We start from the raw sequence: 24,827 nt of genomic DNA, 5'->3' as shown, positions 1-24,827 counted from the left end.
CAGGGCGGTAAATTGCCGGGCGCCGATTTGTGCGACCATTACCCATCCCTGTTGATTGAGCCTCCCCGATGTCCCAGCCAACCACCCTCATCCGCGAAACCTTCCCCGTCGGCCCTTTGCAGTGCAACTGCACGATCATCGGCGATCCGGTAACGAAAAAGGCCATTGTCGTCGATCCGGGTGGCAACCATGAGCTGATCCTGGCTCGGCTCGATGCACTGGGCCTGAAAGTGGTCAGCATCATCCACACCCACGCTCATCTCGATCACTTCCTGGCTTCCGGTCAGTTGAAGGAGAAAACGGGCGCCACCTTGCACCTGCACAAAGAGGATCAGTTCCTCTGGGACAACCTGGAGATGCAGTGCCAGATGTTCGGTGTGCCCTACACGCCGGTGCCGTCGCCGGACCGCTGGCTGGCCGACGATGAAGAGTTGGCCTGCGGTTGCGGCGTGGCGTTGCACACGCCCGGTCATACGCCGGGTTCCATGAGCTTCTGGTTTTCCGAGGCGAAGCTGCTGATCGCCGGCGACACCCTGTTTCGTCGCGGAGTAGGGCGCACGGATTTGTGGGGCGGCGATCAGGCGACCATCGTGCGCTCGATCAAGCAGCGTCTGTACACCCTCGACGAGGAAGCCACCGTAGTCGCCGGCCACGGTCCCGACACCCGACTCGGCGATGAAATGCGCGAGAATCCTTTTGTTCGGGCTTGAATTGTAACGGGCGGAATTTTTGTCCGGCGAGACGATCCAACGCCCGCAATGGTTCGATGCTTAAGTTCGTTGCACCACAGAATGTAAAAAAGTAGGAGCTCTACATGTTCACCACGCGTCCTTTGATTATTGTTGCTACTGCCGTGGCGCTGTTGTCTGGTTGTGCATCGCCCAACCCGTACAACGACCAGGGCCAGGCGGATAGCGGCTCCACGGGCATGAGCAAAACCGCTAAATACGGTGGTCTTGGCGCTCTGGCCGGTGCTGTGGCGGGTGCTGCCATCAACCACGATAACCGTGGCAAAGGGGCATTGATTGGCGCAGCTCTGGGCGGTGCTTCCGCTGCGGGTTATGGCTATTACGCGGACCAGCAGGAGAAAAAACTGCGGGCCAGCATGGCCAACACAGGTGTTGAAGTGCAGCGTCAAGGCGATCAGATCAAGCTGATCATGCCGGGCAACATCACGTTCGCCACTGATTCGGCGAACATCGCTCCGAGCTTCTACCAGCCGCTGAACAACCTGGCCGGCTCGCTGAAAGAGTTCAACCAGAACCAGATCGAAATTGTCGGCTACACCGACAGCACCGGCAGCCGCCAGCACAATATGGACCTGTCCCAGCGTCGCGCGCAGAGTGTGGCGACCTACCTGACTTCGCAAGGCGTCAGCGGTGCCAACCTGAGCGCCCGTGGCGCTGGTCCGGATAACCCGATCGCCAACAACGGTGACGTCAACGGCCGTGCACAGAACCGTCGTGTCGAGGTCAATCTCAAGGCGATTCCGGGTCAGCAGTATGGCAGTCAGCAGCAACCAGGCACGGTTCAGCAATACCCTTGATCGTCTGACTGAACCCCAGGCGTGTAAGAGCCGCCCGATCCTAAACAGATCAGGCGGTTTTTTTTGTCATTGATTCCGGCCCCATCGCGAGCAGGCTCGCACAGTTCAAATGCGGCCCTTTTGTGAGAGCGAGCCTCCTCGCGATGGGGGCAGACCGGGCAAAGACGAGTTCAAAAACAAAAAAGCCCCGGACAATCGCTCGTCCGAGGGCTTTTTCACGTCTGAGACCTGATTACTTCTTCAGGCCGTAATGCTCGTCGAGCATGCCCGGTGCGTTCGGGGCTTTAGGCGCGTAGTCGCGTGGAGGTTCCTGATTGCGCGGCGGCGTCAGGCGTTCCCGTGGAGCCTGCACCGCGTCGGCGTGCAGGGAGGCCAGCAAGCGTTGGCGGGTTTGCTCGTCCAGGGCCAGGCGATTGGCACCCTCGGCGAGATGATCCTGCACTTCCTGATAGCTCTGAGTCAGTTTCTTGACCAGTGTTGCAGTGCTGTTGAAGTGGGTCACCACCTCATTCTGATAATTGTCGAAACGTTCCTGAATATCGTCCAGCTGACGTTGCGTGCTGCTGGGCGCGGCATTCGGCGCCAGGCGAGCGATCAGGAATCCAATGGCGACACCCACAACCAGGGCAAGAGTCGGCAACAACCAAACTAAGAGCGAGTGTTCCACGAGTCCTTCCTCTATAAACGGCTTTGCTTTACGTTAACGGCTCGAACCTGCGCTGTATACCGCGATTCGCTCGCAATAGACAGTTGCAGACAATTTGCTAGACGAGTCGACCCGATTCGAGGTCACGGAGTTCCTTCCTTGCTGATGCGTGAAACCCCTGTAGTGATTGATGGCCCGGTCGGTCAACTGGAAGCACTTTACCTGGACAACGAGCAGCCGCGCGGCCTGGCGCTGATCTGCCATCCGAACCCGGTGCAGGGCGGCACCATGCTCAACAAAGTGGTCTCGACCCTGCAGCGCACCGCGCGCGATGCCGGTTTGATTACCCTGCGTTTCAACTACCGTGGCGTCGGTGCCAGCGAAGGCTCGCACGACATGGGCACCGGTGAGGTTGATGATGCCCAGGCCGTGGCCACGTGGTTTCGGGCCAAACACCCGGATTTGCCGCTGAACCTGTTCGGATTCTCCTTCGGCGGTTTTGTTGCGGCAAGTCTGGGCGGACGCCTGGAAGCGCAGGGTGAGCGGCTCAAACACGTGTTCATGGTTGCGCCGGCGGTCATGCGCCTGGGCGATCAGCACTCGTTGCCGCAACAGGGCGAACTGACCCTTATTCAGCCGGAAACCGACGAAGTCATCGATCCGCAGCTCGTTTACCAATGGTCCGACAAGCTCGAACGTCCCCATGAGCTGCTGAAAGTGGCAGAATGCGGACACTTTTTTCATGGCAAGCTGACCGATCTCAAGGATCTGATCCTGCCGCGTCTTTCGAATTGATTGCAGTCTGACAAGCGATTACCCATGACGACTCGTACCCGTATCCTCACCGGCATCACCACCACCGGCACGCCGCACCTGGGCAACTACGCCGGCGCCATTCGCCCGGCGATCCTTGCCAGCCGTGACAGCAATGCCGATTCGTTCTACTTCCTGGCGGACTATCACGCCCTGATCAAATGCGATGACCCGCTGCGCATCCAGCGCTCGCGTCTGGAAATCGCCGCGACCTGGCTGGCCGGTGGCCTGGATGTGGACCGCGTGACCTTCTATCGCCAGTCCGACATCCCGGAAATCCCTGAACTGACCTGGCTGCTGACCTGCGTCGCCGCCAAGGGCCTGCTCAACCGTGCCCACGCTTACAAGGCCTCGGTGGACAAGAACCTCGAGACCGGCGAAGACCCGGACGCCGGTATCACCATGGGCCTGTACAGCTACCCGGTGCTGATGGCAGCGGACATTCTGATGTTCAACGCGCACAAGGTGCCGGTCGGTCGCGACCAGATCCAGCACGTGGAAATGGCCCGGGATATCGGTCAGCGCTTCAACCACCTGTTCGGCCAGGGCAAAGAGTTCTTCACCATGCCCGAGGCATTGATCGAGGAAAGCGTTGCCACGCTGCCAGGCCTCGACGGTCGCAAGATGTCGAAAAGCTACGACAACACCATTCCGTTGTTCAGCAGCGCCAAAGAGATGAAGGACGCGATTTCGCGGATCGTCACCGACTCCCGCGCGCCGGGCGAAGCGAAAGATCCGGACAATTCGCACTTGTTCACCCTGTTCCAGGCGTTTGCCACGCCGGCGCAATCCGACGAGTTTCGTAGCGAACTGCTGCAGGGCCTGGGTTGGGGCGAGGCGAAGAATCGCCTGTTCCAGTTGCTGGACAATGAGTTGGGCGAGTCACGCGAGCGCTATCACCAGTTGATCGAGCGCCCGGCAGACCTGGAAGACATCCTTCAACACGGCGCGAAAAAGGCCCGTGCGGTGGCGACACCTTTCCTCAATGAGCTGCGTGAAGCGGTTGGCCTGCGCTCTTTCGTTGCCCAGACCCAGGTGGCGGCGAGCACCAAGAAAAAAGCGGCGAAAGCCGCGCGCTTTGTCAGCTTCCGCGAAGACGACGGCAGTTTCCGCTTCCGTCTGCTGGCGGCCGATGGCGAACAGTTGCTGCTCTCGCGCAATTTCGCTGACGGTAAAACCGCTGGCCAGGTGACCAAGCAGCTGCAATCGGGCCAGCCACTGGACGTGCGCAATGAAGACCTGAGCTTCGGCGTCTGGCTGGAAGGCGAGTGTGTCGCCCAGAGCCCAGCCTTCGCTGACAGCGCTGCGCGCGATGCTGCAATCGAAGCATTGCGGATCGCTCTGACGCCTGTTCAGGAATAATCAGCGGCACGGCCCGACCAAGGGCTGATTGCCATTCCCACGGGCCATCGCTACAGTGACGGCCCGTTTTTGTTGCCTTGCTAACGAATTATGACGCCCCTAGAACGATATCAAGCTGATCTGAAACGCCCGGAATTCTTCCATGACGCTGCGCAGGAAACGGCTGTGCGTCATTTGCAGCGCCTGTACGACGATCTGGTCGCGGCCGAGCAGAACAAACCGGGCCTGCTGGGCAAACTGTTTGGCAAGAAGGATCAGACCCCGGTCAAGGGCCTGTACTTCTGGGGCGGCGTGGGTCGCGGCAAGACTTACCTGGTCGACACCTTTTTCGAGGCGCTGCCGTTCAAGGAAAAGTCCCGCACTCACTTCCACCGCTTCATGAAGCGCGTGCACGAAGAGATGAAAACCCTGGGCGGCGAGAAAAACCCGCTCACAATCATCGCCAAGCGTTTTTCCACCGAAGCCCGAGTGATCTGCTTCGATGAGTTCTTCGTTTCCGACATCACCGACGCCATGATCCTTGGCACCTTGATGGAAGAGCTGTTCAAGAACGGCGTGACCCTGGTCGCGACCTCGAACATCGTGCCGGACGGTCTGTACAAGGACGGCCTGCAGCGCGCGCGTTTCCTGCCGGCCATTGCGCTGATCAAGCAGAACACCGAGATCGTCAACGTCGACAGCGGTGTCGATTACCGTCTGCGTCACCTCGAACAAGCGGAGCTGTTCCACTTTCCGCTCGACGAAGCGTCCCACGAAAGTCTGCGCAAAAGCTTCCGTGCGCTGACGCCAGAGTGCACGGCAGCGATCGAGAACGACGTGCTGATGATCGAAAACCGCGAGATCCGTGCCCTGCGCACCTGCGATGACGTGGCCTGGTTCGACTTCCGCGAACTGTGCGACGGCCCGCGCAGCCAGAACGACTACATCGAACTGGGCAAGATCTTCCACGCCGTGTTGCTTAGCGGTGTCGAACAGATGAGCGTCACCACCGACGACATCGCTCGACGGTTCATCAATATGGTCGACGAGTTCTACGACCGTAACGTGAAACTGATCATTTCTGCCGAAGTCGAGCTCAAGGATCTCTACACCGGCGGTCGCCTGAACTTTGAGTTTCAGCGTACTCTCAGTCGTCTGCTGGAAATGCAATCCCACGAATTCCTGGCTCGCGCGCACAAGCCGTAGGGCGGTTCGGAAAATGAAAGAGGCCTGCACATGCAGGCCTTTTTTATCAGCACAAATCCTCCGCCTACAGGTTTGTACATTGTTTTGAAGTCAAAAGTCTTCGTTTAGATACCGTGCAAGCTCGTGCTGCCGTTGGCAACCAAGCAGCAACCAAAGCAGAATTCTGGCCTTTCGCGGACATAGAAAGCCCGCCATCAATGCCCCCTTTCGGATCAAGTCCATTTCACCACCACCAAAACCGTAAGAGGCACGAGCGGTGGAGCCGGAGCCGGTTCGGGTCGCAATGATCACGGGGATTCGTTCGGCAATTTGCTCAATTGATGTCGCCCAGCGCTGCGAGATGTGGCCGGCGCCAAAACCTCCGATCACCAGCCCGTCGTAATCGAGTGCGAGAATGTTTTCCAGTAGCAGGGCGTCGGCCGAAAGTGAGGCCTCAAGCAGCGCAACCTTCTGTGTGGTCTGTTGCGGCAGCGGTAGCACCGTGCGCGGCCCCGGCGGGCGCAGGTAGCGAACATGATCTTCCAACAGTAGGCCTGCGGGCCCCACGACCGGAGAGGAAAACGCTTGCAGTGCCAGTGAATCGGTTTTGCGCACGCTGCTCGCTTGATGGATCTGTCCGTTCATTACGACCTGGACACCGCGATGCCGGCTGTTTTGCGCCAGGGCAACGCGACATGCATCCAGCAGATTGGCCGGTCCATCGGCGCCTGGCTGCGCTGCGGAACGCATGGCACCGGTCAGCACCAAGGGGGTGTCGTAGGGCCACAGGTAATCCAAAAACACTGCGGCTTCTTCGAGGGTGTCGGTGCCTTGGGTTAGCACGACCCCAACGGCGCCCTTTTTGACCTGAAACTCAGCCCAGGACAATACGTTCAGCAAAAACTCGAAATCCAGGGACGCACTGGGCAGCAGGCCGAGGGTCTCTACGGTGACTGCGGCCAGTGTCGTCAGTTCCGGTATTGAAATCAGCTGGGCTTCGCCGCTGACGGTCGGGATGACACCTTCATCGGCATTGCTCGCTTGCATGCTTACCGTGCCGCCAAGTGCCGCGATGGACAGTTTGGGCAGGTCCATGGGATACCTCGCTTGTTTGTAATGAAAAGTGGCTGTATCCGCTTTTGAGGCGGCGATACAGCCGAATGGCTTGGCTTAATCGGCGATCAGAAAACCGATTAGCGGCACGATCAGCAGTGTGCTGATGGCCATCGACAGTACATTGGCGATGTAGGCGTGCATGTCGGCCGGTAATTTCCTGGCAATCACACAGGCCAGTGGTGGTGCGAGTAATGCCCCCAGCAGTGCACTTGAGACGATAATCTGCCAGCTGCCGCCATAGGCCAGGATCGCCGCAGGCACCACTGAAACCAGTGGGATGTAAGTGGGGTACCAGCCGCGCAACATCCATTGTTGACGCCAGATCAGCACGCCGATGGCCGAGGCCAATGCCTGTGCGCCGATGATGTGCAGCAACAGACCCGACCCATACGCGGGGCTTGAAGGGTTCAAGCTGTACGCTAGCAATGCACCCAGTATCAGGCCCAGGCTGGCCAGCTCATTGCCGAAGAACGGTGCTTCGGAAAAGTCCGCCAGAATCCGGCGCAAGCTCCAGATGAGGCCATAGTCGGGCGCCTTGGCAGGGGCGATCGAGGCAGGAGGTGTTTCCGACGACCTGGGTTTCACCAGATTCGGCCAATAGCGGCAGAACAGAAACGCCAGGACGCTGGCTACCGCCATACCCATTACATTGCCAATCACTGCCGGCAAGGACAGCGGTTCGCACACGTAGTTGACGATCAGCAGGCACATCGGTGTGACGAGTACGGCGCCCATGAGTGCGCCGTTGATCGTGACCCTCCAGCCTCCGCCAAACATCAGCACCATTGCCGCTGGCAGTGAGACAAATGCTACGAATGTGGGTTGCCAGGTTGTGGCGGTCACCGTCCAGCCCCACAGCAGATTGCTCAGCAGCAACCCGAGCAACGAACTGGTGACCAGCCAGGGCCAAAGTCCCGTTCCATAGGAGATGGCAAACCCTTGCCAGGACTTCCCCGTTCGATTCGCCCAGTAAGCCAGATAAGCACCCGCCAGTAGGCCGATCGAAGCGAACTCGTGCTTGTAGAAAGCCACCTCGCTGATGTCACCTAACACCCAGCGCAACCAGGCACTTGGTTCGGGTAGCATCGATACCATGTCGCCGTACCCGGGCCAATGCGCGTCCCAGAACGTACGGTTACTGTAAGAAAGCCAGACGATCAGCACTGTCGCGCCGATCATTAGCAGAACGACGGCTGTATCGATCGGTGATTTGCGCGATGTTTGGGTTTTGTCGGTTGTAACTTCCATGCGATAGGCCTCCTGATCAACGTGGGAGGCAAGGGTGTTGGGTGTAACCGAGCATCTGATCGTAAAGATCGGCTCGGCGGTCACGATGCAGATCGTTCAGGTTGTTCCAGATGGGCGCACTGCGGGAGCTGGTCAGGTCAACATCGGCAAAGAGGATTTCCTGCCTGTCTGCCGAAGCCACGGCGCCAATCGGCCAGCCGTTGGTTCCGGCAATCAACGAGCAACCCAGGTAGCGTGCGCCGCGCTCCTCGCCGATCCGGCTGGCGGCAGCGATAAACACGTTATTGACGTGAGCGGCAGTCATCGTCAAATACGACGCCATGCACTTTCCGGCATCGTCGAACAGCGGTGGCGGTGTCCAGACCCAATTGTTCAGACTGCAAATGATGTCTGCGCCTTGCTGGGCTAGGATCCGTGGCACCTCCGGGAACCAGATGTCCCAGCAGATCAACAGCCCGATGCGGCCGATCGGTGTGTCGAAAACCGGGAAACCCAGGTCGCCGGGGGTGAACCAGAGCTTCTCCAGATTCCACAAATGGGCTTTGCGGTACTTGCCGATAAAACCGTCTGGTCCCACCAGAACGCCGGTATTGAAGAGACGCATGCCGTCGCGTTCGGCCAGACCGGCCACGAGGTAAACGTTGTGTTCGCGGGCGAAGTCGATCCAGCGCTGCACGCTTGGCCCGTCGGGAACTGATTCAGCATGGGCGAAGGCATCCTGTCGATTGCTAAAGAAATAGCCGGTATTGGAAAGCTCGGGCAGAACGATGAGATTCGCACCGCCGTTTACCGCTTCAAGCGCCAATTCCAGGCTGCGACGTAGATTACCTACACATTTCTCGATGCCGACTTGTGGATCGAATTGCACGACTGCTACACGCACAGGGCTTGTTGGCTCACTCATTCCGTCGTTCCTCTTTTTATTGTTTTTCAAGCTGTTAAATGGCGTGTGTATAAGAGGGGAATCAGGAATGGGGTGTAAGTCAGCTACTTCCGTTTAGGTCGTAGTCCTTGTCCTAAAATGGATCAAAGTGATGTTTGAAGGCAGTGGGAAGCAGGTGCGAGAGGTAGAGCCATGTATTGCGTGCATGGCTCTGGAATGGAGACGTGATCAGGTTTTGAGTTGGTATTGCGGGTAGTCGCTCAAGGAAAATCCACCATTGAAGGTCGCGGTGGTTTTGTTGCAGATATGTATCACTGCATCGACAGCACCCCGAAAACAAGGCTCCGTCCAACCGGCATCGACGGAAAAAGATTCACCAGACAAATACAAGCCTGATACATGAGCAAAGTCCCGGTTGTACTTCATCAGGCCGACGGCATCGTAGTAGGTGCCCGGTCGGTAAAGCTTGGCGCAGCCCAGAGCATTTTTATCAGTGATCCAACGCTGAACCACCGCTTGATCAATGCTGATGTAGGGAGAGATTTTCTCCTGGACGTTGGCAGAGTTCATGAGTATGCGATCCAGCTCTTCGGTGCATTTTGATACCAACTCCTGATCGCTGAATGAGGCGAGCTTGGTTGCGTCATCTTCCCATGTATAACTCAGCAGGATGCAGTCGTAGCTGTAGTTGTCGTTATAGCGGTAGGTATAGACATCGTGGATAAAACTGTCGGTTACGATGGCTTGCGGGATGTTTGTGTTTTTCGAGAGAAATGATTTCTTCAGCGGTGCAAACACTTTGCAGCTAGTTTCCCAGTGTGCGGTTTTGTAGGCGTTAATCGTCTCGAAAGGCAGCATCTCCTGGGTGAAATTTTCGAGCTTGATTCGAGTTTCAATCAGCCAGGAGGGTAGTGTCATGATGACTGAGTCAAAGTCATCAAATTGCTCCTGGATTTGCTCGGGTTGACTGTGTTTCCAATTGTAGTAGACGCGTATTTTTTGATTGGGCAGCTTTTCCAGTTTTGTGACGGATGAGTCTGTGAGAAGTCCATTGCTTCTTTCGAGGCTATGTTCGTAGATGGACTTTCCGGTTTCGTCGGTTTTCATAAACAGCAGGCATTCATCCAGCGCGGCGAGGCCGATGTAGCGAGGTCTGTCGAAACTCTGCCCCATCGAGTCAAAAACAGCTTCGTTGTTCAGGTAGGGCGAATCCAGTGGATCGCCGTTTGAGTCCACTCGACCATGGATCAATTGTAATTGGCTGCTGAAACCGAAAATCGCGGTACGCAGAGGGTAGAGGCAGCAGACGTCGTAGAAAGCTCCCCAGCTACCATCACCTATACCTATCGCGTAAAAAATTGCTGACTCTTGCGCAGACATTCCCATTCCGCCGAAATCCCCAGGTGAGCGGTCATCCCAAGCTTCAAGTGCGGGCATGCTGACCAGATCGCGGAACGAGACACTCTCGTATTTTTCAACGATAGAAGCCCATATGGCTTCCCATTCCGGGCTCGCATAGAGCTCGGCAACATGGCGGGTCATACGATCGGCAAAGGCTTTCCACTTGGAATAAACCTTTTGCAATTCATCGCCGGGAGGTGGTGTGACACCGTCTTCGTTTTTCCATATCAACATTTGCGGCGCCGATCCGCCGCCCATACTGCCCTCCCGGAGATAGATGCCGGTCGAGTTAACCCATTGGCTACCGGGATTCGCGAAGTCTGAAAACGCCAATTCAAATTGATTGGCGTAGTAAGCCATCAGCGACCGACCTTCTGTCGGTGGCTCATCCACCCGGTTGAAGAAGGGCATGCGCATGGCGCCCATTTCAAACGGTGTGTGGCTTGCTGCCGAGTTTCGGCTACCGGGAACCGTCAGGTGCCTGCCGCCGATGCGTCTGGATTGCTCTATGAGACTGATGTGGGTAAAACCGCATCGATAGAGTTCTCTGGCGGCGGTCAGGCCTGTGACGCCGGCGCCGATGATGCAGATTTTATGTTGCGGGTCAGTTGCCTTGGCGATGCCGTTTTTCTGTTCTACCAGTGCACGATAGTCAAAACACAAATCCGGCGGATTGGGAAAGCGAACCGCCCATTTGTTTTTAGCCGAGCGCTTTGTTCGTGTGGCCTCCTTGGCAATGTATGAAGGGTAGTTATAGCTTGAGCCGATAGTCATGGTTGATCTTCCCTGATGGTGTTTGCAGGGAGGATGTTGAAGTTTTTAAGGGGGCGCGTCTGTGGGCAGGGTTGGGTTCTCTGACGCTCTGTATTCTGTTTTTTGCGTAGGAAAGTGCATAGCGAACGAACTGCGTGGCCGGCGCAAGATTCAATGTGGAAGCGAGTAGGCTCGCTCCCACATTCGGTTGGTGCTGGCTACGCCGCTTGCTGAAACTGCTGCCGATACTGGTTCGGCGACAGCTCCGTGTGCTGGCGGAACAGGCGGGCGAAAAAGCTCGCATCGTCGTAGCCGACTTCGTAGCTGATGGTCTTGATGCTCTTGCGGCTGCCGGACAGCAGGCCCTTGGCGGTTTCTATGCGCAGGCGTTGCAGGTAGTGCAGGGGCTTGTCGCCGGTGGCGGTCTGGAAGCGGCGCATGAAGTTGCGGATGCTCATGCCGTGTTCGCGGGCGACGTCTTCGAAGCGGAACTTGTCGGCAAAGTGTTCTTCGAGCCAATGCTGGATCTGCAGGATGATCACGTCTTGATGCAGCTTCTGCCCGCCGAAGCCGATGCGGCCCGGTGAGTAGCTGCGCTGGACTTCATAAAGAATGTCCCGTGCCACGGCCTGGGAGACATTGGCGCCGCAGAAACGCTCGATCAGATAGATATAGAGATCGCACGCCGATGTGGTGCCGCCGGCGCAGTACAGGTTGTCGGCGTCGGTCAGGTGTTTGTCCTGGTTGAGCTGGACCTGTGGAAAGCGTTCGGCGAAGGCGTTGAAGAAGCGCCAGTAGGTGGTTGCTTCCTTGCCATTGAGCAGTCCGGCCTCGGCCAGCCAGAACACTCCGGTGGCCTCGCCGCAAAGCACCGCGCCACGGGCGTGTTGCTGGCGCAGCCAGGGCAGTACCTGTGGATAACGTTTGCTCAGGGTATCGAAATCGTCCCAGAAGGCGGGGATGACAATGATGTCGGCATTTTCCAGACCGCCGTCTACCGGGATCTTCACATCGCTGAATGTGTTGACCGACTGGCCGTCGGGGCTGACCAGGCGTGTTTCGAACGCGGGAGTCAGGCCGTGGCCGAGCTGTTTGCCGTAGCGCAGGCTGGCGAGGTGGAAGAAATCCTTGGCTTGCATGAGGGTGGAAGCGAAAACCCGGTCGATGGCCAGGATGCTGACGCGCCGCAGGGGCGTGGAGGCTTGGTTAGACATAATTCAACTTTATTTTTATAGGGGAAAGTGGTCACCAGACGGCTGGATCGTCTTATTTTTTGTCGGATGTGTCCAGTGTTCTGTATCGGATGCGAGGCTTAGTCTCTGAAGGTTGATTCCTGCTAAATACCCAGAAAGGTGCCGCATGATTCCCAGAACCCTGTTCAGTTCCGAGCACGAACTTTTTCGCGACAGTGTACGAACCTTCCTTGAAAAAGAGGCGGTGCCGTTCCACGGACAATGGGAAAAGCAGGGCTACATCGACCGCCAACTCTGGAACAAAGCAGGGGAGGCGGGAATGTTGTGCTCGCATCTGCCGGAGGAGTACGGCGGGTTGGGCGCAGACTTTCTCTACAGTGCGGTGGTGATCGAGGAGGTGGGGCGCCTGGGGTTGACCGGCATCGGTTTTTCCCTGCATTCGGACATCGTGGCGCCGTACATCCTGCATTACGGCAGTGAGATGCTGAAGCACAAATACTTGCCGAAACTGGTCTCCGGGGAGCTGGTTACGGCCATCGCCATGACCGAGCCAGGGGCCGGATCCGACCTCCAGGGCGTCAAGACCACCGCGGTGCTCGACGGCGACGAGTACGTGATCAATGGCTCTAAGACTTTTATCACCAATGGCTTTCTCGCTGACTTGGTGATTGTCGTTGCCAAGACCGATCCCAAGGCCGGCGCGAAGGGCACCAGCCTGTTTTTGGTGGAAGCCAATACGCCAGGCTTTGAAAAGGGCAAGCGCCTGGAGAAGGTCGGCATGAAAGCCCAGGACACGTCGGAATTATTTTTCCAGGACGTTCGGGTACCCAAGGAAAACCTGCTCGGCCAGGCCGGGATGGGTTTTGCGTACCTGATGCAGGAATTGCCCCAGGAGCGCCTCACCGTAGCCATCGGCGGCTTGGCTTCCGCCGAGGCTGCATTGCAATGGACGCTGGAGTACACCCGCGAACGCAAGGCGTTTGGCAAGGCGATTGCGGACTTCCAGAATACCCGCTTCAAACTGGCTGAAATGGCGACAGAAATTCAGATTGGTCGTGTCTTTGTGGATCGCTGCCTGGAATTGCATCTGCAAGGCAAGCTCGATGTGCCAACAGCCGCGATGGCCAAATACTGGGGCACCGACCTGCAATGCAAGGTCCTCGACGAGTGCGTGCAGTTGCATGGTGGTTACGGCTTTATGTGGGAATACCCGATCGCCCGGGCGTGGGCGGATGCGCGGGTGCAGCGGATCTATGCCGGGACCAATGAAATCATGAAGGAGATTATTGCCCGGTCGCTTTGATCTGAGTTGGCAGGCCAGACGCCATCGCGGGCAGCCACACTCCCACAGGCTCCAGGATTCCTGTGGGAATGTGGCATCGCCCGCGATGAGATCTAAAGGTCAATCAAGGCGCAGGATTCGGGTGATCCTTATGGATCGCTTCGATCCCTTCCAGCACTTCCTCTGACAGCTTCAGATCGAAGCTGGCAATGTTGCTCTCCAGTTGCTCCAGGGTGGTCGCGCCAATGATGTTGCTGGTCACGAACGGCTGTTGCGTCACGAACGCCAGGGCCATTTGCGCCGGGTCCAGGCCGTGTTCGCGAGCCAGCGCCACATAACGGCTGCAGGCAGCTTCCGACTGTGGGTTGAAGTAGCGGCTGAAGCGGCTGTATAGGCTCAGGCGACCTTTTGGTGGACGTGCGCCCCCTTCGTATTTGCCCGACAGGAACCCAAACGCCAGCGGTGAATAAGCGAGCAGGCCGCACTGTTCACGAATGGCGATTTCCGCCAGGCCGACCTCGAAACTGCGATTGAGCAGGTTGTAGGGGTTCTGGATCGATACCGCACGCGGCCAGCCCCGGGCTTCGGCCAGGGCGAGGAAGCGCATGGTGCCCCAGGGTGTTTCGTTGGACAGGCCAATGTGGCGGATCTTGCCGGCCTTGACCTGCTCGTCCAGTGCTTCGAGGGTGTCTTCCAGGGGTGTCAGATTGGCTTCGATCTTGTGCTTGTACCCCAGTTGACCGAAGAAATTGGTGCTGCGCTCCGGCCAGTGCAACTGGTACAGGTCGATGTAATCGGTCTGCAGGCGCTTGAGGCTGGCGTCCACGGCTTCAGTGATGTGCTGTCGATTGTGCCGCAGGTTCTTGTCGCGGATGTAGTCGATGGTATTGCCCGGACCGGCGATCTTGCTGGCCAGGATCCAGTCGGCACGGTCGCCGCGACTTTTGAAATAATTGCCGATGTAGCGTTCGGTGGTGGCGTAGGTTTCGGCCTTTGGCGGCACCGGGTACATCTCGGCGGTGTCGATGAAGTTGATCCCGGCACTCTTGGCCCGTTCAATCTGTGCGAAGGCTTCAGCTTCGCTGTTTTGCTCGCCCCAGGTCATGGTTCCGAGGCAGATGGCACTCACGTTTAGATTGGTCCGGCCTAGCTGGCGATAGTCCATCGGGTGCTCCTTGGGCAAAACAATCATAAAAGCAGGTTGAATTATTTTTCGCAATCTGCATAATTGCGCACCTCTTTCTGCAGTGGAAGTGATGCCCCGCCGCCGAAGAATCTTGCCGTTGAACGGACGCGCCGACCCGAGCCCCCGAAAGCGTCTGTATCCGGCTGCCTTTGACTTGTCAAAGTACGCACTATTCAGTAAGATCCGCCGTCTAATTTACAGGGCGGCCCCTGAGGCTATAAAGAATGAAAACTTTTACTGCTAAACCGGAAACAGTAAAGCGCGACTGGTTTGTCGTCGACGCTGCTGGTCAGACCCTGGGTCGTCTGGCCACCGAAATCGCGAGCCGTCTGCGTGGCAAGCACAAGCCTGAGTACACTCCTCACGTTGACACCGGCGACTACATCGTCGTAATCAACGCTGAGCAGATCCGTGTTACCGGTGCTAAAACCACTGACAAAATGTACTACTCCCACTCCGGTTTCCCGGGCGGTATCAAGTCGATCAACTTTGAAAAGCTGATCGCCAAGGCCCCTGAGCGCGTGATCGAGACCGCGGTCAAAGGCATGCTGCCTAAGAACCCGCTGGGTCGCGACATGTACCGTAAGCTGAAAGTCTATGCGGGCGCTGCACACCCTCATACTGCTCAGCAGCCCCAAGAACTGAAGATTTAACGGAATAGTTCATTATGTCGGCGACTCAAAATTACGGCACTGGCCGTCGCAAGACCGCAACCGCACGCGTTTTCCTGCGTCCGGGTACTGGTAACATCTCCATCAACAACCGTTCGCTGGATAATTTCTTCGGCCGTGAAACTGCCCGCATGGTAGTTCGTCAGCCGCTGGAATTGACTGAGACTGTCGAGAAGTTCGACATCTACGTCACCGTGATCGGTGGTGGTGTAAGTGGTCAAGCTGGCGCAATCCGCCACGGCATCACTCGCGCTCTGATGGATTACGACGAGACTCTGCGCAGCGCTCTGCGTAAAGCCGGCTTCGTAACCCGCGATGCACGTGAAGTTGAACGTAAGAAAGTTGGTCTGCGTAAAGCGCGTAAGCGTCCGCAGTACTCGAAGCGTTAATTCGCTTCCACGTTCAAAAAAGAACGCCCAGTTTCCTCACGGAGCTGGGCGTTTTTTTATGTGTGCGATTTATCAAAGAATTGCGCTGTGACAACTTGCCACACGCGCAGAGCCCCTATACTACAAGGCTTGGGAGTGGTGCCCTCAGGTAATTACCTTGTCAGAATTGGGGGTTTTCATTACCATTCGGCAAAATTTTTATAAGTACATAGATTTACTTAGTAGATGCCTGATTTAACAGGCCACAAAGCTGATGGGAGAGGACTGAATGAGCAATGACGGCGTGAATGCAGGCCGGCGTCGCTTCTTGGTAGCAGCCACATCCGTGGTGGGTGCTGCAGGAGCGGTGGGGGCTGCGGTCCCGTTCGTGGGGTCATGGTTTCCCAGTGCCAAGGCGAAAGCCGCAGGTGCACCGGTGAAAGTGAATGTCAGCAAAATCGAGCCAGGCCAGCAGATGATTGCTGAGTGGCGCGGCCAGCCGGTGTTCATCGTCCGCCGTACGCAGGAAATCCTGGGGAATCTGAAGAAGATCGAGGGCCAGTTGTCTGACCCTACCTCCAAGAACTCGACTCAACCAACCTATGTTGATCCGGAAACCCGTTCGATCAAACCTGAGGTTCTGCTGCTGATCGGTATCTGCACGCACCTCGGTTGCTCGCCGACTTTCCGTCCGGAAGTCGCTCCCGCAGATCTTGGCAAAGATTGGGTAGGTGGCTATTTCTGCCCATGCCACGGCTCCCACTACGACCTGGCTGGCCGCGTCTACAAGTCGCAACCTGCGCCTTTGAACCTGCCAGTTCCCCCGCATTCCTATGAGACCGATGACATCATTGTCGTTGGCGTCGATACGGAGAAAGCGTGATGAGCAAGTTCATGGATTGGGTTGATGCGCGCTTTCCCGCGACCAAAATGTGGGAAGACCATCTCAGCAAGTACTACGCCCCGAAGAACTTCAACTTCTTCTACTTCTTTGGTTCCCTGGCGCTGCTCGTTCTGGTCAACCAGATCGTTACCGGTGTCTGGCTGACCATGAGCTACACCCCGTCGGCGGAAGAAGCGTTTGCTTCGGTCGAATACATCATGCGCGACGTCGAGTACGGCTCGATCCTGCGTCTGCTGCACTCCACCGGTGCTTCGGCGTTCTTTATCGTGGTCTATCTGCACATGTTCCGTGGCTTGCTCTACGGTTCGTATCAGAAACCGCGTGAGCTGGTGTGGGTCTTCGGCATGCTGATTTACCTGGCGCTGATGGCTGAGGCTTTCATGGGCTACCTGCTGCCGTGGGGTCAGATGTCCTACTGGGGTGCCCAGGTGATCATCTCGCTGTTCGGTGCGATCCCGGTCATCGGTAACGACCTGACCCAGTGGATTCGCGGTGACTACCTGATTTCCGGCATTACCCTGAACCGCTTCTTCGCCCTGCACGTGGTTGCCTTGCCAATCGTGATTCTCGGCCTGGTGGTGCTGCACGTTCTGGCATTGCACGAAGTCGGTTCGAACAACCCGGACGGCGTGGACATCAAGAAGCACAAGGACGAAAACGGCGTGCCGCTGGACGGTATTGCCTTCCACCCGTACTACACCGTGAAAGATATCGTCGGCGTGGTGGTGTTCCTGTTCATCTTCTGTTCGATCGTGTTCTTCTTCCCGGAAATGGGTGGCTACTTCCTCGAGAAGCCGAACTTTGAAGTGGCGAACGCCTTCAAGACTCCCGAGCACATCGCTCCGGTCTGGTACTTCACACCGTTCTACGCCATCTTGCGCGCAGTTCCGGACAAGCTCTTCGGCGTTATCGCAATGGGTGCGGCCATCGCCGTGCTGTTCGTCCTGCCGTGGCTGGACCGTAGTCCGGTCAAGTCGATGCGCTACAAGGGCTGGCTGAGCAAAATCTGGCTGTGGGTGTTCTGCATCGCGTTCGTGATCCTGGGTGTGCTGGGCGTTCTGGCTCCGACCCCTGAGCGCACGCTGCTGTCGCAGGTATGTACCATCCTGTACTTCGCCTACTTCATTCTGATGCCGTTCTACACCAGGCTCGAGAAGACCAAACCGGTTCCGGAAAGGGTGACTGGCTGATGAAAAAGCTATTTGCTGTACTTATTCTTGCGGCTATGCCGGTACTGTCCTTCGCGGCCGAACACGGTGGTCCAGAGCTGGAAAAAGTCGATATCGACGTTTCCGACAAAGCGGCCATGCAGGACGGCGCGCGTACGTTCGCCAACTATTGCATGGGTTGCCACAGCGCCAAGTTCCAGCGCTATGAGCGTGTCGCTGATGACCTGGGCATACCTCATGAGCTGATGCTCGAGAAGCTGGTGTTCACAGGCGCCAAGATCGGCGACCACATGAGCATCGGCATGCAGCCTGCTGACGCCAAGACCTGGTTCGGTGCGGCGCCGCCCGATCTGACGCTGGTTGCACGCGTTCGTGGTACTGACTGGCTTTATGGTTACCTGAAGTCGTTCTACGAAGATCCGGCGCGCCCTTGGGGTGTGAACAACAAGGTCTTCCCGAATGTCGGCATGCCTAACGTCCTGGTCGGCCTGCAAGGCCGTCAGGTTGTCGGTTGCAAACAGGTTCAAATCGTTGAAGACGGCAAGAAGCAATTTGATCCGCTGACCGGTACGCCGCTGACACATGAAGCGTGCGATCAGCTGACCATCCTGCCGAAAACGGGTGCTTTGACCGAAGAGCAGTTCGATGAGAAGGTCAAGAATCTGGTAACCTTCCTGGCTTACTCGGCTAACCCGGTTAAGCTGCAACATCAGCGCATCGGTACGTATGTATTGCTGTACCTGGCTTTCTTCTTCGTGTTCGCATACCTGCTCAAGCGCGAATACTGGAAAGATGTGCACTGATAAAGCTTTAAGCAATTGCTGTTAATCGCGCGCGCCCAAGGGCGTCTCTGAAGGTGTAACGAGCCTGGTGATCCAGGCGTTACGGGAGACGCCCTATGGGCGCGCTCGTTTTTCCGCTTCCGATAATTTCTACAAGCGAGGAGGACCGCCATGGGCGTGACCAATCGGTTGGCCTGTTACTCCGACCCCGCCGACCACTATTCCCACCGAGTGCGAATCGTACTGGCAGAGAAGGGTGTAAGCGCCGAGATCATTTATGTGGAAGCTGGCCGTCAGCCGCCTAAACTGATCGAAGTGAACCCTTATGGCAGCTTGCCCACCCTGGTCGATCGTGACCTGGCGTTGTGGGAATCAACGGTGGTGATGGAATATCTGGATGAGCGTTACCCGCACCCGCCACTACTGCCGGTTTATCCGGTGGCGCGTGCCAACAGTCGTTTGCTGATTCATCGTATTCAGCGTGACTGGTGCGGTCTGGTGGATCTGATCCTGGATTCGCGGACCAAAGAGTCAGCTCGAGCCGTAGCGCGTAAAGAGTTGCGCGAAAGTCTGACAGGCGTGTCGCCGTTGTTCGCCGACAAGCCGTTTTTCCTCAGTGAGGAGCAAAGCCTGGTGGATTGCTGCCTATTGCCAATACTCTGGCGATTGCCGATTCTGGGTATAGAACTGCCGCGGCCAGCCAAGCCGCTGCTTGATTACATGGAGCGCCAGTTTGCGCGTGAGGCTTTCCAGGCAAGTCTGTCTGGTGTCGAACGCGATATGCGCTAAGGCTTAAGGAGCCGCTATGAACTCCAGTCGACCTTATCTGGTCCGCGCGCTCTACGAGTGGATTGTGGATAACGATTGCACCCCGCACATGCTGGTCAACTCCGAGTATCCGTCGGTGCAGGTGCCGCAGGGTTTTGCCAGTGATGGACAGATTGTCCTGAATGTATCGCCGCAGGCTGTGCGCCATTTGCACATGGATAACGAAGCGGTCAGTTTCGAGGGGCGCTTCGGTGGCGTGCCACACACGCTATACGTGCCTATCGCATCGATCCTGGGTATTTACGCCCGGGAGAACGGCCAGGGCATGGTGTTTGATCTGGAATCGCCTATTGAAGACGAGGATGAGATCGAGCCGGATGACGACCTCCCGCCACCCGACAGCGAGCCGCCGCGTCCTAGCGGCCGACCAAGTTTGAAGGTAGTGAAATAAAAAAAGGGTGATCCGCAGGGATCACCCTTTTTTTATTTCACTACCTTCAAACGATGTAGGAGCGAGCCTGCCGGCGATGGGTGTGAACGATAACGCGGGCTGCCTGAATGAACGTATTCACCGGCGTTTTTCGCGAGCAGGCTGGCTCACAGGTCTTAATCGATGTACTCGAACAGCTTCACAATCTTCTGCACACCAGAAACGCCTTGCACCAGATTGGTTGCCTGAGCGGCTTCCTGTTTGGTCAGCAGGCCCAGCAGGTAGACGATGCCATTTTCCGTGACGACCTTGATACGTGAGCCGGGGATGTTCGGGTCAGTAAGCATCTGAGTCTTGATCTTGGAAGTCAGCCAGGTGTCGTTCTGGCGGGCAAGGAAGCCGGAGGGTGGCAGAATCTGCAGTTCGTTGTGGACGGTCTTCACCCGTTGAACAGCGGCGGCGGCCTGTTCGGCCTTGGCCTTGAGGTCTGCGCGCGGGGTTTGTCCGGCAAGCAGTACCACGCCGTTGAAGCTGGTGACGACGATATGGGAATCGTTGTCCAGGGCCGGATCGGCCTTGGCGATGTTCACACCGACCTTGGTGTCGATCAGGGAGTCATCGATCTTGCTGCCGAAGGTGCGGGTGCCGCGGTCATCTTCAATCGGTGCTTCACGGCTGGCACTTACCACCGAGGTGCAGCCGCTGATGCCGAGGCACAGGGTCAGGGCCAGTAGGCCGAGGCGATTAGGGGTCATTCTTCACTCCCGAACAGTTGGCTGTCGATCAGATCGCATAGGCAATGGATCGCCAGCAGGTGGACTTCCTGGATACGTGCGGTGACATTGGCCGGAACGCGAATCTCCACGTCCTCGGGTAGCAGCAGCGATGCCATGCCGCCGCCATCGCGACCCGTCAATGCTACGACAATCATTTCGCGATCATGTGCGGCCTGGATCGCTTGAATAATGTTTGCCGAGTTGCCGCTGGTGGAAATCGCCAGCAGCACGTCGCCCGGCTGACCAAGGGCGCGGATCTGCTTGGAGAATATTTCGTTGTAGCTGTAATCGTTGGCGATCGAGGTGATCGTCGAGCTGTCAGTGGTCAGCGCAATGGCTGGCAGGCTTGGTCGCTCACGCTCGAAGCGGTTCAGCAGCTCGGACGAGAAGTGCTGGGCGTCGCCAGCAGAGCCGCCATTGCCGCAGGAGAGCATTTTGCCTTCGTTGAGCAGGGCGTTGACCATCACCTGGCTGGCTTGCTCGATGTGCGGTGCAAGTACGTCCATCGCCTGTTGCTTGGTGTCGATACTGGCCTGAAAAAGCTGGCGAATTCGGGATTGCATGTCCATCTGTGTGACCTTAATGAGCGCGGCTGTCCGGCACGTGAATGTGCAGCCCGCAAAGCAAAGAGCAAAAGTGTTGTCGGGTGTCCGGTTCGGAGCTTAAGCGATCAGCTGTCGAAGGCATTCTGCAACCAGTTCAACTGATCGAGTTTACTGTCGATGGCAACCACGTCGAAACGGCAAGGGGAATTGGCCCAGCGCGACTCGCACTGAAGAAAATACTGCGCGGCAAAAATCAGTTTCTGCCGTTTGCGCTCATCGATGCTATCGAGCGCGCCACCCCATTGAGTGTTTTTTCTGTAGCGAACTTCAACGAATACTACTGTATCGCCATCAAGCATGACCAGATCAAGCTCGCCGCGTTTACACAACCAGTTCTGCGCCAGCAGGCGCAGACCTTGTTGTTGGAGATGCTCGAGCGCATGGCGCTCGGCATCTTTACCGCTTTGCTGGCGTGACCTGTCAGGCATCAGCGCGGGGTGTCCGGCAGACGTTGAATCTGGCCATTGACGAACTGGGCCCATGGCAACTGTCTTACGACGCGCTGGTTCTGAGTGATGCCCAGGCTGCCCGATTGACCTTCGACACGGCTCTCCGGCAAGGCCTTGAGTTGCCCCAGGCGTGGAGCCAGGCGATAGGCATCGACGCCCATGGCGTACAGGCGCCCCAGGCTTCCGGCCGCTTGTGGCCATTGTGCGGTGACCTGGCGGCGCAGTGGATCATTGGCATCCAGCAGCCATGGGGTCTCGCAGAAACGGATGCCGTTCATGTCGTTGTACTGGTTCACATCGCCACTGGCGCTGAAAACGTGGGAAGTGGCGTAAACCGGAACATCACCCGCGTACTGGAAGTTCAGGGTCGGTTTGATTTGTTGGGCTTGTTGTGGCGTGGCAGCCAGGAAGATGAACTCGATGTCCTGGCGCCGGGAAGGCTGGGCGCTGACCTGGGAGCCAATGGTGCTTTGCAGGCTCTTGGCGCGACCTTCGCTCTGACGCAGCTGGAACATGTCGGCAATTTGCTGGGCCAGTTGTACCGGCTGGTCGACGCGTTCGGTGACGACGATGCTGCCTCCGTTAGCTTGCCAGTCCTGGCTGAAAGCCTTGAGTACGCGATCGCCCCATTCACCTTTCGGCACCATGATGGCAGCACGATGCAGGCCATCGGCGCGAGCGCGGCGCGATACTTCGCGTGCCTCGTCTTCCGCTGCAAGACCAAACTGGAACAGTTGGGCAGGGCCTTGTTCACCTTCGCTGTAGTTCAGCGCCAGTGTGGTGATCGGCAGTTGTGGGCGAGTGCTGAGCTGTTTGACCAGCGGCTTTTCCAGCGGACCGACGACCAGTTGCACGCCGTCGGCCTGGGCCTTGCGATAGAACTCGTCAAGGGAGGTCAGGTGCGAGCTGTCATAGAACTCGATGGCTGGCGGCTTCTGCCCGGCTTGTTGGGCCTGGTAATGGGCAGCCATGAAACCTTCGCGCAATGCCTTTCCGACCGAAGCCAATGGACCGTCCTGTGGCAGCAGCAGGGCGATTTTGCCAAGGGGCTGACTGGCCAGCTCCTTGAGATTGGTCAATGGCAGAGGCAGCTGGATAGCGGCCGGGTGTTTCGGGTTCTGGGCGCGCCAGTTGTCGATTGCGGCCTGTTGTTGTTCCAGGGTGCCGGCCGATTTTACGGCCAGTGCCAGTGCCATCCAGCCGCCGAGGTCGTCGGTGGTGGTCGGTTGCAATTGATCGGTGGGCAACGAAGCGATCAGTGCCCAGATGGCTTCGTGGTTTTTGCGGGCTGCGTCACCGGTCAGCATCGGTGCGATAAAAACGCGTTCCCGTGCTGCGGCGAGCGTCTGGCCATCGGCTTCAAGGGCCCGGGCGTGAACGGTGCCAGTGCGTACCTGCTGTTCGGCGGGCATTTCACTCAGGCGTTGCAGGCTTGGGTGGCTCAAGGCGGTCAGCGCCGCCTTGGGCTGGTTGCGGGCCATGGCCAGCTCAGCCGCCAGGGTGTTGGCGAAGATCTGTTGTCCCGGCTTGAGTTGTTCGACCGGAACCTGTTGCAGGATCTGCGCGGACTGGCCGGCATTGCCCTGACGATAGGCCATGTCCGCCGCGCTCAGGCGAAGCAGGGCGGCGTCTTCCGGATTTTTGCTTTGGGCTGCCTTTTCAAGCAATTGCTCGATACTGGCATCCGGGGTCCGAGGAAGTTCGCCAAGGCTGGAGGAGGGCGAGCTGGCGCAAGCCGCCAGCAAGGCAGCGAGGCAAAGGGCAGTAAACAGCCGCAGGCAAGCGATCATGTAAGCGTTCCTGATACTCGATCAAATTAGCGTGGAATTGTACCCAAGCACTGGCCGGGGCGCGATGTTACTGGCGTGAATCGATCAATTTAGCTCGTAGAAATGTTGCGGCAAGGCACAAAAGGCTGAAAAAGCGAGCGTCGCTACGCGTTACAATGTCGGCTTTATCGATTGTGAGGTGTGCGCTTTGACTGCTCCAGGTGCTTTGAATTCCGCTGCTGGCTCGCTTTATGTGGTGGCGACGCCCATCGGCAACCTGGACGACATCAGTGCGCGAGCGCTGAAGATCTTGCGCGAGGTCGCGCTGATCGCCGCCGAAGACACCCGGCATTCCCAGCGCTTGATGCAGCACTTCGGTATCCCGACGCCGCTGGCGGCTTGCCATGAGCACAACGAGCGGGATGAAGGCAGCCGCTTTATTACCCGGCTGCTGGCCGGTGACGATGTGGCGCTGATTTCCGATGCGGGGACACCGCTGATTTCCGATCCAGGCTATCACCTGGTGCGTCAAGCCCGTGCGGCAGGCATTAATGTAGTGCCGGTGCCAGGCGCCTGTGCGTTGATCGCGGCACTGTCGGCGGCGGGGTTGCCATCGGATCGTTTCATTTTCGAGGGGTTTCTGCCGGCCAAGGCCGTGGGGCGGCGCGCACGCCTTGAACTCATTAAAGAGGAGCCGCGCACGCTGATTTTTTACGAAGCGCCGCACCGTATCCTTGAATGCCTGCAGGACATGGAGCTGGTATTTGGCGGTGAGCGTCCGGCATTGTTGGCGCGGGAACTGACAAAGACCTTTGAAACACTCAAAGGCTTGCCATTGGCCGAGCTGCGTGAGTTCGTCGAGTCGGACAGCAATCAGCAGCGCGGCGAATGCGTCGTGCTGGTGGCGGGATGGACGGCTCCGGAAAGCGAGGATGCTGTCAGCAGCGAGGCGATGCGCATCCTCAATCTGTTGCTCGAAGAAATGCCGCTCAAGCGTGCTGCGGCATTGGCGGCGCAAATTACCGGCGAGCGCAAGAATGTGCTGTACCAGGTCGCGCTGGATAAACAAAAGGGCGAGTAAAACCCGACGCAATGGGGTGGCTAAAGGCTTTTAGCGCTTGTTCTTCAGGCGCTCTGCCGTTAACCTTCGCGGCGGAGAGTCGATCGGACAGTCGCTGCCCTCTATGAAAATTAGGGGGGGGAGGAAAGTCCGGGCTCCATAGGGCGAAGTGCCAGGTAATGCCTGGGAGGCGTGAGCCTACGGAAAGTGCCACAGAAAATAACCGCCTAAGCGCTTCGGCGCCGGTAAGGGTGAAAAGGTGCGGTAAGAGCGCACCGCACGTCTGGCAACAGTTCGTGGCTAGGTAAACCCCACTTGGAGCAAGACCAAATAGGGTCCCAAGGCGTGGCCCGCGCTGGGACCGGGTAGGTTGCTAAAGATGTCCAGTGATGGCCATCGTAGACGAATGACTGTTCAAGACAGAACCCGGCTTACAGATCGACTCTCCACCTTTTTTCTATCCTCTGCTTAAATCATTTAGCA

The 24,827-nt window shown here is 57.5% G+C and carries 25 protein-coding genes and 1 other RNA gene; 15 read left to right on the top strand and 11 right to left on the bottom strand.

Annotated features, from left to right (window positions below):
- The first annotated feature begins 68 nt into the window (after positions 1 to 68).
- Positions 69 to 710: an MBL fold metallo-hydrolase gene (locus ACVWYU_RS19305; protein WP_248916544.1), complete on the top strand. Its 642-nt coding sequence runs from the start codon at positions 69 to 71 to the stop codon at positions 708 to 710.
- 104 nt (positions 711 to 814) lie between these two features.
- Positions 815 to 1,546, top strand: a complete 732-nt coding sequence (locus ACVWYU_RS19300; protein WP_090325063.1) for an OmpA family protein — start codon at positions 815 to 817, stop codon at positions 1,544 to 1,546.
- A gap of 232 nt (positions 1,547 to 1,778) precedes the next feature.
- Here ACVWYU_RS19300 and ACVWYU_RS19295 read toward each other — a convergent pair whose 3' ends face one another.
- On the bottom strand, positions 1,779 to 2,213 hold the full coding sequence (locus ACVWYU_RS19295) for a YhcB family protein (protein WP_090325061.1): 435 nt from the start codon (positions 2,211 to 2,213) through the stop codon (positions 1,779 to 1,781).
- 144 nt (positions 2,214 to 2,357) lie between these two features.
- Here ACVWYU_RS19295 and ACVWYU_RS19290 point away from each other — a divergent pair, with 144 nt between their 5' ends.
- The 3 genes from ACVWYU_RS19290 (at position 2,358) to zapE (ending at position 5,552) form a co-directional block, all read left to right on the top strand.
- On the top strand, positions 2,358 to 2,987 hold the full coding sequence (locus ACVWYU_RS19290; RefSeq protein ID WP_247256396.1) for an alpha/beta hydrolase: 630 nt from the start codon (positions 2,358 to 2,360) through the stop codon (positions 2,985 to 2,987).
- A gap of 24 nt (positions 2,988 to 3,011) precedes the next feature.
- Positions 3,012 to 4,367, top strand: a complete 1,356-nt coding sequence (locus tag ACVWYU_RS19285; RefSeq protein WP_248916546.1) for a tryptophan--tRNA ligase — start codon at positions 3,012 to 3,014, stop codon at positions 4,365 to 4,367.
- 90 nt (positions 4,368 to 4,457) lie between these two features.
- Positions 4,458 to 5,552, top strand: coding sequence for a cell division protein ZapE (gene zapE / locus ACVWYU_RS19280; RefSeq protein WP_390957228.1), 1,095 nt, complete (start codon positions 4,458 to 4,460; stop codon positions 5,550 to 5,552).
- 90 nt (positions 5,553 to 5,642) lie between these two features.
- Here zapE and ACVWYU_RS19275 read toward each other — a convergent pair whose 3' ends face one another.
- From ACVWYU_RS19275 to ACVWYU_RS19255, 5 genes are all read right to left on the bottom strand, one after another.
- A complete protein-coding gene (locus tag ACVWYU_RS19275) occupies positions 5,643 to 6,626 on the bottom strand; it encodes an asparaginase (RefSeq protein ID WP_457373435.1) in 984 nt (327 codons plus the stop codon).
- 75 nt (positions 6,627 to 6,701) lie between these two features.
- A complete protein-coding gene (locus tag ACVWYU_RS19270) occupies positions 6,702 to 7,895 on the bottom strand; it encodes a hypothetical protein (RefSeq protein ID WP_457373434.1) in 1,194 nt (397 codons plus the stop codon).
- 16 nt (positions 7,896 to 7,911) lie between these two features.
- The gene (locus ACVWYU_RS19265; protein WP_457373433.1) at positions 7,912 to 8,799 is read right to left on the bottom strand and encodes a nitrilase family protein; all 888 of its coding nucleotides are present in this window, start codon (positions 8,797 to 8,799) and stop codon (positions 7,912 to 7,914) included.
- A gap of 207 nt (positions 8,800 to 9,006) precedes the next feature.
- Positions 9,007 to 10,953: a flavin monoamine oxidase family protein gene (locus ACVWYU_RS19260; RefSeq protein ID WP_457373432.1), complete on the bottom strand. Its 1,947-nt coding sequence runs from the start codon at positions 10,951 to 10,953 to the stop codon at positions 9,007 to 9,009.
- 197 nt (positions 10,954 to 11,150) lie between these two features.
- Positions 11,151 to 12,071 (bottom strand): GlxA family transcriptional regulator, encoded by a 921-nt coding sequence (locus tag ACVWYU_RS19255; RefSeq protein ID WP_174552506.1) that lies wholly within the window; start codon positions 12,069 to 12,071, stop codon positions 11,151 to 11,153.
- 220 nt (positions 12,072 to 12,291) lie between these two features.
- Here ACVWYU_RS19255 and ACVWYU_RS19250 point away from each other — a divergent pair, with 220 nt between their 5' ends.
- The gene (locus ACVWYU_RS19250; RefSeq protein ID WP_047533029.1) at positions 12,292 to 13,428 is read left to right on the top strand and encodes an acyl-CoA dehydrogenase family protein; all 1,137 of its coding nucleotides are present in this window, start codon (positions 12,292 to 12,294) and stop codon (positions 13,426 to 13,428) included.
- A gap of 103 nt (positions 13,429 to 13,531) precedes the next feature.
- Here the strand turns inward: ACVWYU_RS19250 and ACVWYU_RS19245 are convergent, their stop codons facing one another.
- Positions 13,532 to 14,572, bottom strand: a complete 1,041-nt coding sequence (locus tag ACVWYU_RS19245) for an NADP(H)-dependent aldo-keto reductase (protein ID WP_247256347.1) — start codon at positions 14,570 to 14,572, stop codon at positions 13,532 to 13,534.
- Positions 14,573 to 14,817: 245 nt separating this feature from the next.
- Between ACVWYU_RS19245 and rplM the strand changes: the two genes are divergently transcribed.
- From rplM to ACVWYU_RS19210, 7 genes are all read left to right on the top strand, one after another.
- On the top strand, positions 14,818 to 15,246 hold the full coding sequence (gene rplM / locus ACVWYU_RS19240) for a 50S ribosomal protein L13 (protein ID WP_003228062.1): 429 nt from the start codon (positions 14,818 to 14,820) through the stop codon (positions 15,244 to 15,246).
- A 14-nt stretch (positions 15,247 to 15,260) separates the two neighbouring features.
- A complete protein-coding gene (gene rpsI / locus ACVWYU_RS19235; protein ID WP_003228056.1) occupies positions 15,261 to 15,653 on the top strand; it encodes a 30S ribosomal protein S9 in 393 nt (130 codons plus the stop codon).
- A 268-nt stretch (positions 15,654 to 15,921) separates the two neighbouring features.
- Positions 15,922 to 16,515 (top strand): ubiquinol-cytochrome c reductase iron-sulfur subunit, encoded by a 594-nt coding sequence (petA, locus tag ACVWYU_RS19230; protein WP_034149537.1) that lies wholly within the window; start codon positions 15,922 to 15,924, stop codon positions 16,513 to 16,515.
- Entirely contained in the window at positions 16,515 to 17,726 is a 1,212-nt protein-coding gene (locus ACVWYU_RS19225; protein WP_247256348.1) for a cytochrome b, read from the top strand. The genes petA and ACVWYU_RS19225 overlap by 1 nt, the downstream gene beginning before the upstream one ends.
- Positions 17,726 to 18,508 (top strand): cytochrome c1, encoded by a 783-nt coding sequence (locus ACVWYU_RS19220; protein WP_090325053.1) that lies wholly within the window; start codon positions 17,726 to 17,728, stop codon positions 18,506 to 18,508. The genes ACVWYU_RS19225 and ACVWYU_RS19220 overlap by 1 nt, the downstream gene beginning before the upstream one ends.
- A gap of 150 nt (positions 18,509 to 18,658) precedes the next feature.
- Complete coding sequence (locus tag ACVWYU_RS19215) at positions 18,659 to 19,276, top strand: glutathione S-transferase N-terminal domain-containing protein (protein ID WP_247256349.1); 618 nt, start codon at positions 18,659 to 18,661, stop codon at positions 19,274 to 19,276.
- Positions 19,277 to 19,292: 16 nt separating this feature from the next.
- Positions 19,293 to 19,706: a ClpXP protease specificity-enhancing factor gene (locus ACVWYU_RS19210; protein WP_457373431.1), complete on the top strand. Its 414-nt coding sequence runs from the start codon at positions 19,293 to 19,295 to the stop codon at positions 19,704 to 19,706.
- Between the two features lie 155 nt (positions 19,707 to 19,861).
- Here ACVWYU_RS19210 and ACVWYU_RS19205 read toward each other — a convergent pair whose 3' ends face one another.
- The 4 genes from ACVWYU_RS19205 to ACVWYU_RS19190 all read right to left on the bottom strand — a co-directional run bounded on the left by ACVWYU_RS19205 (position 19,862) and on the right by ACVWYU_RS19190 (position 23,305).
- Positions 19,862 to 20,440 carry a BON domain-containing protein gene (locus tag ACVWYU_RS19205; RefSeq protein WP_090325050.1) on the bottom strand — a complete coding sequence of 193 codons (579 nt, stop codon included), beginning with the start codon at positions 20,438 to 20,440 and terminating at the stop codon, positions 19,862 to 19,864.
- Positions 20,437 to 21,030, bottom strand: a complete 594-nt coding sequence (locus ACVWYU_RS19200; RefSeq protein WP_007904374.1) for a phosphoheptose isomerase — start codon at positions 21,028 to 21,030, stop codon at positions 20,437 to 20,439. Before ACVWYU_RS19200 ends, ACVWYU_RS19205 begins: the two co-directional genes overlap by 4 nt.
- A 101-nt stretch (positions 21,031 to 21,131) precedes the next feature.
- Positions 21,132 to 21,494 (bottom strand): YraN family protein, encoded by a 363-nt coding sequence (locus tag ACVWYU_RS19195; protein ID WP_090325049.1) that lies wholly within the window; start codon positions 21,492 to 21,494, stop codon positions 21,132 to 21,134.
- Positions 21,494 to 23,305 carry a penicillin-binding protein activator gene (locus ACVWYU_RS19190; RefSeq protein ID WP_090325047.1) on the bottom strand — a complete coding sequence of 604 codons (1,812 nt, stop codon included), beginning with the start codon at positions 23,303 to 23,305 and terminating at the stop codon, positions 21,494 to 21,496. The genes ACVWYU_RS19195 and ACVWYU_RS19190 overlap by 1 nt, the downstream gene beginning before the upstream one ends.
- 187 nt (positions 23,306 to 23,492) lie before the next feature.
- Here ACVWYU_RS19190 and rsmI point away from each other — a divergent pair, with 187 nt between their 5' ends.
- Both rsmI and rnpB read left to right on the top strand, forming a co-directional pair.
- Entirely contained in the window at positions 23,493 to 24,365 is an 873-nt protein-coding gene (gene rsmI, locus ACVWYU_RS19185; RefSeq protein ID WP_247256350.1) for a 16S rRNA (cytidine(1402)-2'-O)-methyltransferase, read from the top strand.
- A gap of 75 nt (positions 24,366 to 24,440) precedes the next feature.
- Positions 24,441 to 24,794: RNase P RNA component class A (gene rnpB, locus ACVWYU_RS19180), an RNA gene on the top strand.
- Positions 24,795 to 24,827 lie beyond the last annotated feature (33 nt).

It is taken from the genome of Pseudomonas sp. TE12234 (assembly GCF_054061835.1).
This window is presented reverse-complemented; position numbering and strand designations above follow the sequence as displayed.